Consider the following 7831-nt stretch of genomic DNA (forward strand, 5'->3'; position numbering starts at 1 on the left):
GAAATGCATCAATTGCGCAATGTAGCGGAAAATTTATTCTTCAATATTTCTACTATGCTTGCCACCGCAGAGTCGGCCTCTTCATCGGTCAATGTTTTCTCAGTATCTTGTAACAACACTCGGAATGCAAGACTTTTTTTGCTGTCGTCCATCCCCTTGCCGCGATAAATATCGAACAAAGAAAAGTCCGACACTATCGCCGATTTTCCCGTATTTATCGCATCGAGCAAGGAATGCACACTAACGTCATTATCGACGATAATTGCAATATCGCGCCGCACAGGTGGAAATTTAGAAATTTCTTTAACCGCTGGTAACAACTTAGACATCAAACTGCCTGATTCCATCTCAAATAGTATGGTGTTTCTTTGTAATCCATACTTCTTCTGCCAACGCGGATGCAATTCGCCTAACCATCCAATCGGTTGATCATCAGCCAAGATTTGCGCGGATTTCCCCGGATGTAATGCTGGATGAGAAAATTTCCTGAAATAGAGAGTGTTACCTTGGCACAAAGCCTCTATATCTGCTTTGACATCATAAAAATCGACACCTCTCGCCGTTATTCCCCACTGTTCCGGCGCTATATCGCCATAGCTTAATCCGGCAAGCTTTTCCACTTGCTTACAGTCGCTTTCATCATCCCTGATAAAACAGCAGCCGATTTCGAATAAACGGACTCTGGCTTGCTTGCGGTTCAAATTAAATTGCAAATTGGAAATCAAGCCGCCTATCAAGCTACTTCGCATGACGCTCATTTGACTCGCAATCGGGTTTTGTAACGCGATTGGTTTACTGTTATTGACCAAGTCAAGTTCCCAATCGGCATCGACAAAAGCATAATTAATAACTTCCTGATAATCTCGTGTTATTAACGACCGTTTTATGTCTATCGTGGAGTATTTTGTTTCGGATGCCGGAAGCATCGCCATTCCACCATGCGGGAAATGCACCGGAATTTGGTCATAACCATAAATCCGCGCCAGTTCCTCTATAAAGTCCTCTTCAATCGCTAAATCGAAACGATAACTTGGCGGTGTCACATTAAAGGCATCTTCATTCGCCAAAAATTCAAACCTTAAACGGTTAAAATAATCAATGACTTGCTGTTTCCCGATATCGATACCCAATACTCGTTTAATTCGCCCAACACGTACATGGACAGACGATCGCTGCGGCAGTTCATGCTTGATTTCAGTCACCGGCCCCGCCTTACCACCACAAATCGTTTGTATCAGTTGAGTCGCATATTCCAGCACATCTCTCGTGGCTGCAAAATCCACTCCGCGCTCAAACCGATAAGCCGAATCCGAGCTGAATCCCAATTGAAAAGATTTACCGCTGATCGTATCCGGGCTAAAAAACGCGCTTTCCAGAAAAATATCCGTCGTGCCCTGAGTTACTCCGCTATCCAATCCGCCCATGATGCCAGCTAATGCCAGCGGTTTTTGTTCGTCGGCAATTAGTAACATTCCAGAATCAAGGTCAATTTGATTACCGTTCAGTAATTGCATTTTCTCATCCCGGCCCGCATACCGTACTTGGATGCCCCCCTTAATTTTGACGAGATCGAAGGCATGCATAGGCTGTCCGGTTTCCAGCAATACATAATTGGTAATATCGACGATGAGATTTATCGACCGCAGCCCGCTGCGTTCCAGACGCTGAGTCAGCCACGATGGCGAAGGCACATTGAGATTGATATCCCGCATAATTCGACCGCAGTATAGCGGACACGCGCCGGAAACCATGACCTGTACAGCCAGCGTATCGTTTATTTCTTCCGCAACAGGTTTTCTCTCCGGCGAAGAGAGTCCAGCCGATGTTATTGCCGCAACCTCACGCGCCACGCCCAGCACGCCAAGACAATCCGCCCTGTTTGGTGTCAGCTTTAACGTAAAAACATGGTCATCAAGCTCATAATAACCGCGAAAATCCATACCCACAGGTGCGTCACCAGGAAGCAATAACAAACCATCCGTAGCATCACTGATGCCTAATTCCTTAGCCGAACATAACATGCCGGCTGATTCGACTCCGCGCAACTTTGATTTTTTGATGGTGAAACCCGGAAAAGTTGCGCCAATCATTGCGCAAGGAATTTTTACACCGATGCTTACATTGGGTGCGCCACACACAATTTGCAATACATCTTCCTCGGCTCTTCCAGTTTTGACTTTACAGACTTTGAGCCGATCAGCTTCCGGGTGTTTTTCGACAGCCAACACCTCGGCCACAATAACCTTATCAAAGGCAGCCGCTACCGGTTCAATGCTCTCCACCTCGATGCCGGCCATCGTCAGTGCATGCGCAAGCTCGGTACTGGAAAGCGGTGGATTAACAAAACTGCGTAGCCAGTTCTCGGAAAATTTCATAAAATTCAGTTATTATTAACGATGATGAATAAATCAATCAGATTCAATTGAATTGTTTGAGAAAGCGCAAATCATTTTCAAAAAACAACCGCAAATCATTTACACCGTATCTGAGCATTGTCAATCGCTCGACTCCCATACCAAAGGCGAATCCGATATATTGCTCGCTATCAATGGCCACATGTTTTAATACATTGGGATGAACCATGCCGCATCCCAGCACTTCCAGCCAGCCGGTATGACTACAAACACGGCACCCCTTTCCATTACACATCACACAACCTATATCCATTTCCGCTGAAGGCTCGGTAAACGGAAAAAAGGACGGACGGAAACGCACGGGTAAATCATCCCGCTCAAAGAATTGCGCCATGAAATTTGCCAAAACCCCTTTCAAAGCGGAAAAATTGGCATTTTCATCAATCCATAAACCTTCCACCTGGTGAAACATGGGTGTGTGCGTCACATCGGAATCACACCGGTAAACACGCCCTGGCGCGATCACCTTAATTGGCGGTTTGTTATTCTGCATATAATGAATCTGTACTGGCGACGTATGCGTGCGCAGCAAATTGCCATTATCGATGTAGAATGTGTCGTGCATTGCTCGTGCGGGATGATTTTCAGGGATATTCAGTGCGGTGAAGTTATAGAAATCGGTTTCTATTTCGGGCCCCGAAACCACATCAAATCCGATCGAGTGGAATAATGTTTCAATCCTCTGCAGCGTTTTTGTCACCGGATGTAAACCACTGACTCCGCATCCCCTGCCCGGCAAGGTAATATCCAGAGCTTCCTCGGTTAATTTAGCTTCCAGCTCTTTTTCTTGAATTGCATGACGGCGGAATTTAAGCGTCGCTTCCAACCGGTTCTTTGCTTCATTGATCTGACTTCCCATTGCAGGACGTTCTTCAGCAGGCAGCTTACCCAACCCTTTGAGCAACTCAGTCAGCACACCGCTTTTACCGAGATATCGCGCTTTAACATTTTCCAGCTCGGCAGGGTCTTCAATGTTATCCATCTGGCTTATTGCTTCAGTGATAATTTCTTCCAAGTTTTTCATGTCAACAAGAGCATTAAGATTAAATAGCAACTACCCTATCGTTCCACTTCACAAGATTCACAAGAAAAAGGGAGGTTCAGGTTTTACCCGACCTCCCAATATCTATCGGTTTACATCCAATTATGTAGTAAGACTCGCTTTTGCTTGTGCTGCAATTTTCTCAAAAGCGCTCTTATCGAATACGGCCAAATCGGCCAGGACTTTTCGATCAACTGCAATACTTGCTTTCTTAAGACCATTCATAAATACGCTGTATGACAGACCGCACTCACGAGCAGCTGCATTGATACGCGCAATCCATAATGCACGGAACTGTCTTTTACGCTGACGGCGGTCCCGGTAAGCATACTGGCCAGCCTTCATGACCGCCTGTTTGGCTATGCGATAAACATTCTTACGACGTCCGCGATAACCTTTGGCTAAATCTAAGATTTTCTTATGCCGCGCATGAGCGGTTACACCACGTTTAACTCTTGGCATGATCTTTTCCCTTTATGCGTACGGCATCATAGCGCGAACCGAGGCTTCATTTGTGGCATGCACAGCAGCGGTACCTCGCAGTTGACGCTTATTTTTGGTTGTTTTCTTAGTCAAGATGTGGCGTTTAAAAGCTTGTGAGCGTTTGACACTCCCGCTCGCCCTAAACTTGAAGCGTTTTGCCGCTCCACTTTTAGTTTTCATTTTAGGCATAAATACTCCTCTTTGATATGAAACCAGGTGTTCTCATGCTTGAGAAACTTTACCAACCTGGAGATCACTTATTTTTACACTCAACTGCTCTACGATACTTCGGACGAATCTTCCATTGATACTTTTACTTTATCGATTTTGGTATCTTTCTTTTTAGGAGACAACACCATTACCATCTGCCGCCCTTCCATCTTAGGAAATTGCTCCACTATTGCAAATGCTTCCAGATCACCTTTTACACGTTCCAGCAGACGCATACCGAACTCCTGATGCGCCATTTCACGTCCGCGGAATCGCAATGTCACTTTAACCTTATCTCCTTCATTCAAGAAGCTAATTAAGTTCCTAAGTTTTATATTGTAATCCCCTTCATCCGTATTCGGTCTGAATTTAATTTCTTTAATTTGTACTTGCTTTTGCTTGATTTTCGCATCGTGCTTCTTTTTACTTTCTTGATAACGAAACTTACCATAATCCATCAAGCGGCACACTGGCGGCTGCGCAGTCGGCGCTATTTCAACCAGATCAACTCCCGCTTCTTCCGCCAAGGCATTTGCTTCAGCAAGTGTCACAATACCGATTTGCTCCGCATTCACACCAATCAAACGAACTTCTTGCACATCAATTTCTTGGTTGATGCGCACTGATTTTTCCTGAGCTATGGTAAATTCTCCAAGAGTAATTTATAAAGAAATTTATACTTTTGCAGACAGTTCTTCATTTAGACGCACAAGCAGTGTTTCTAGCGTCATCTGACCCAAATTATCACCTGCGCGATTGCGCACTGCCACTGTATCCGTGCGCACCTCTTCGTCTCCGACTATAATTTGATAGGGAAGCTTCTGCAAGCTATACTCGCGAATTTTATAGGTTATCTTCTCATTTCTCAAGTCCAAGGTAACTCTAATGCCATGCCGCACCAATTGTGCAGCTACTTCCTGAGCATAATCGGTTTGTGCGCGAGAAATATTGAGCACGACAACTTGCTCGGGTGAAAGCCACAAAGGTAAGGCACCCGCGTAATTCTCCAATAATATGCCGATAAATCTTTCCATGGATCCCAAAATGGCCCTATGCAGCATCACAGGTATCTGCCTCGAATTATCTTCTGCGACGTATTCTGCGCCCAGACGATCCGGCATGGAAAAATCCAGTTGCAGTGTACCGCATTGCCAAACCCGTCCAATACAATCTTTTAACGAGAACTCAATTTTCGGGCCATAAAACGCACCTTCGCCAGGCTGCAATTCCCATTCAAGCTTAGCTTCAGTTAATGCCGCTTCCAGTGCTGCTTCCGATTTATCCCACTGCGCTTCCGATCCGACACGTTTTTGCGGACGGGTCGAAAGCTTAACCATCAATCCTTTAAAGCCAAAATCTACATAAACACCCTTCAGCAGATCGATAAACTTCACCACTTCATCTTGTATCTGATCTTCCGTACAAAAAATATGCGCGTCGTCTTGAGTAAACGAACGTACTCTCATGATACCGTGCAGCGCTCCTGATGCTTCATTGCGATGACAAGAACCGAATTCCGCCAATCGTATCGGAAGCTCTCGATAACTCCGCAGGCCTTGATTAAATATTTGCACATGGCCGGGGCAATTCATCGGTTTGATCGCAAAATCACGTTCGTCCGCATGAGTGGTAAACATATTCTCACGAAAGTTTTCCCAATGTCCTGAACGAACCCACAAATCCTTATCCAAAATTTGCGGCGTGCGAATTTCCTGATAGCCATTTTGCTTCAGTATATTTCGCATATATTGTTCAATCTGCTGCCACAATATCCAACCTTTAGGATGCCAAAATACCATGCCAGGCGCTTCATCTTGCGTATGAAACAAATCCAGCTGTTTGCCAATTTTGCGATGATCTCTTTTTTCCGCTTCTTCCAAGCGATGCAAATAATCTTTCTGATCATCTTTATTGGTCCACGCGGTTCCATAAATGCGCTGCAGCATTTCATTATTGGAATCACCACGCCAATACGCGCCCGCGACTTTCATCAGCTTAAAAACTTTTATTTTCGATGTAGCCGGAACATGCGGTCCTCGGCACAAATCGGTAAAATTGCCCTGAGAATAGAGTGATAAATCCTCACTGCCTGGTATCGACTCAATGATTTGCGCTTTGTAATGTTCCCCCTGACCCTTGAAAAAATTGATCGCATCCGTACGTTCTAAAACTTTTCGTTCTATCTTTAAATCGCGCTTACTGATTTCCAACATGCGTTTCTCGATTGCTTGCAGATCTTCCGGTGTAAATGGCCGTTTATAAGAAAAATCATAATAAAAACCATCTGAAATCACGGGGCCAATAGTAACCTGCGCATCTGGAAATAATTCTTTTACCGCATGCGCGAGTAAATGCGCACACGAGTGCCGGATAATCTCCAATCCTTCAGCATCTTTCTCCGTAATAATAGCGAGTTCACTATCATCTTTAATCTGACTATAAACATCGACCAGCTTTCCATTAATTTTTCCAGCAATAGCCGCTCGAGCGAGGCCTGGCCCAATGGACGTAGCCACGTCTAATATCGTTACGGGTTGATCAAAATTACGCTCAGATCCATCTGGCAAACGCACAACAGTCACAGAAATTCCTTCCAAGTAATCAGATGATTTATTGTATATCCAGTCTTAATTGCTACCATTCAATTCATTCATGGTTTTTTTGTCATAACAGGCTACTTAATAAATGACGTTTTATACCAGCTATTCATTTTTTGCAATCCGTTTAGAATTTTTGGCGAAAATCCGATTGCTACCGCATCAACAAGACAATACCAGGCAGCGACACCACTCGGCGGATTCCCTTGTGTCCAATTAAAAACCGGCTCTATGGACGCCCACTTCCATGTACCGGCTGCTGTCCCCACGACTTCTAGCCAAGTGCAAATGAAAAATGCACCCAGATATACCATCGGCGAGCGCCCTTTGAAAAGACAGATAACAAAAATACAAAACAAAAACGCACCAACCTGATCGCCTTGTTTAGGAATACCACTAATTCCCCACAGCGACCATAAACCACCGGTTGCGATTACAAATACCGCTAACTTCCTGGCATTAACAAGGAAAAATCTTGAGCGCGAAAGGGCAACCGCTGTCAGATAAACCATGCCATGACCAGGTGGGACATAAAGCGGCACATTTCCAAACCGATAGGTATAGCCTTCCATATAAATCGATGCAAAGTGTTCTCCGGCAGTTGCAAACGCCACTGCAACGACAACCTGCATTCTTACTTCTCTATTTTCACCGATCAGCAGCCCAAACAGAAAAATCCAGGCGATCACACCCAGCAAATTCTGCATTTCTTTACTTGCGCTTCCGTCAATCACCAGACTGACTCCAACACAAAAAAAAGTAAAACCCGCAATAAAATAATCTCTATTTCGATGCGGATAATCGATATTTGGTTTTGGAAAATGATTCAACATCTTTTTAAAAAACCTTACTGTAACAAAAAGCCCGCCATAGGCGGGCTACTGAATTTCCATAAATATTGCAGCATTTGCTTGTACTTACCAATATATATTATCTGCAAACGCCTTGATATGCCTTACATAGTTTATATTTACTTCTACGAAGTGTGACGATAATTACTCTTCATCCTCATCTTCATCATCACTCTGGGCTTCTGTGCTGCTAGATGTACCGCCAGCCGCTCCTTCACCCTCGTCTTCTTCCTC

At 44.5% G+C, this 7831-nt stretch carries 7 protein-coding genes; all 7 read right to left on the reverse strand.

Annotated elements, in window-relative coordinates; all coding sequences use genetic code 11:
- Positions 1–8 precede the first annotated feature (8 nt).
- Positions 9–2375 (reverse strand): phenylalanine--tRNA ligase subunit beta, encoded by a 2367-nt coding sequence (gene pheT, locus BLU57_RS13600; protein ID WP_090321984.1) that lies wholly within the window; start codon positions 2373–2375, stop codon positions 9–11.
- Positions 2376–2418: 43 nt separating this feature from the next.
- Positions 2419–3438: a phenylalanine--tRNA ligase subunit alpha gene (gene pheS, locus BLU57_RS13605; protein WP_090321987.1), complete on the reverse strand. Its 1020-nt coding sequence runs from the start codon at positions 3436–3438 to the stop codon at positions 2419–2421.
- A 120-nt stretch (positions 3439–3558) separates the two neighbouring features.
- Positions 3559–3918, reverse strand: coding sequence for a 50S ribosomal protein L20 (gene rplT, locus BLU57_RS13610; RefSeq protein ID WP_090321990.1), 360 nt, complete (start codon positions 3916–3918; stop codon positions 3559–3561).
- 12 nt (positions 3919–3930) lie between these two features.
- Positions 3931–4128, reverse strand: a complete 198-nt coding sequence (gene rpmI / locus BLU57_RS13615) for a 50S ribosomal protein L35 (RefSeq protein WP_090321993.1) — start codon at positions 4126–4128, stop codon at positions 3931–3933.
- An 89-nt stretch (positions 4129–4217) separates the two neighbouring features.
- Positions 4218–4772, reverse strand: a complete 555-nt coding sequence (gene infC, locus BLU57_RS13620; RefSeq protein ID WP_176776458.1) for a translation initiation factor IF-3 — start codon at positions 4770–4772, stop codon at positions 4218–4220.
- Between the two features lie 51 nt (positions 4773–4823).
- Positions 4824–6731 carry a threonine--tRNA ligase gene (gene thrS / locus BLU57_RS13625; RefSeq protein ID WP_090321999.1) on the reverse strand — a complete coding sequence of 636 codons (1908 nt, stop codon included), beginning with the start codon at positions 6729–6731 and terminating at the stop codon, positions 4824–4826.
- Positions 6732–6823: 92 nt separating this feature from the next.
- Complete coding sequence (locus tag BLU57_RS13630) at positions 6824–7579, reverse strand: hypothetical protein (RefSeq protein ID WP_090322001.1); 756 nt, start codon at positions 7577–7579, stop codon at positions 6824–6826.
- Positions 7580–7831 lie beyond the last annotated feature (252 nt).

The sequence above is a fragment of the Nitrosomonas oligotropha genome (assembly GCF_900106555.1).
GTDB lineage: Bacteria > Pseudomonadota > Gammaproteobacteria > Burkholderiales > Nitrosomonadaceae > Nitrosomonas > Nitrosomonas oligotropha_A.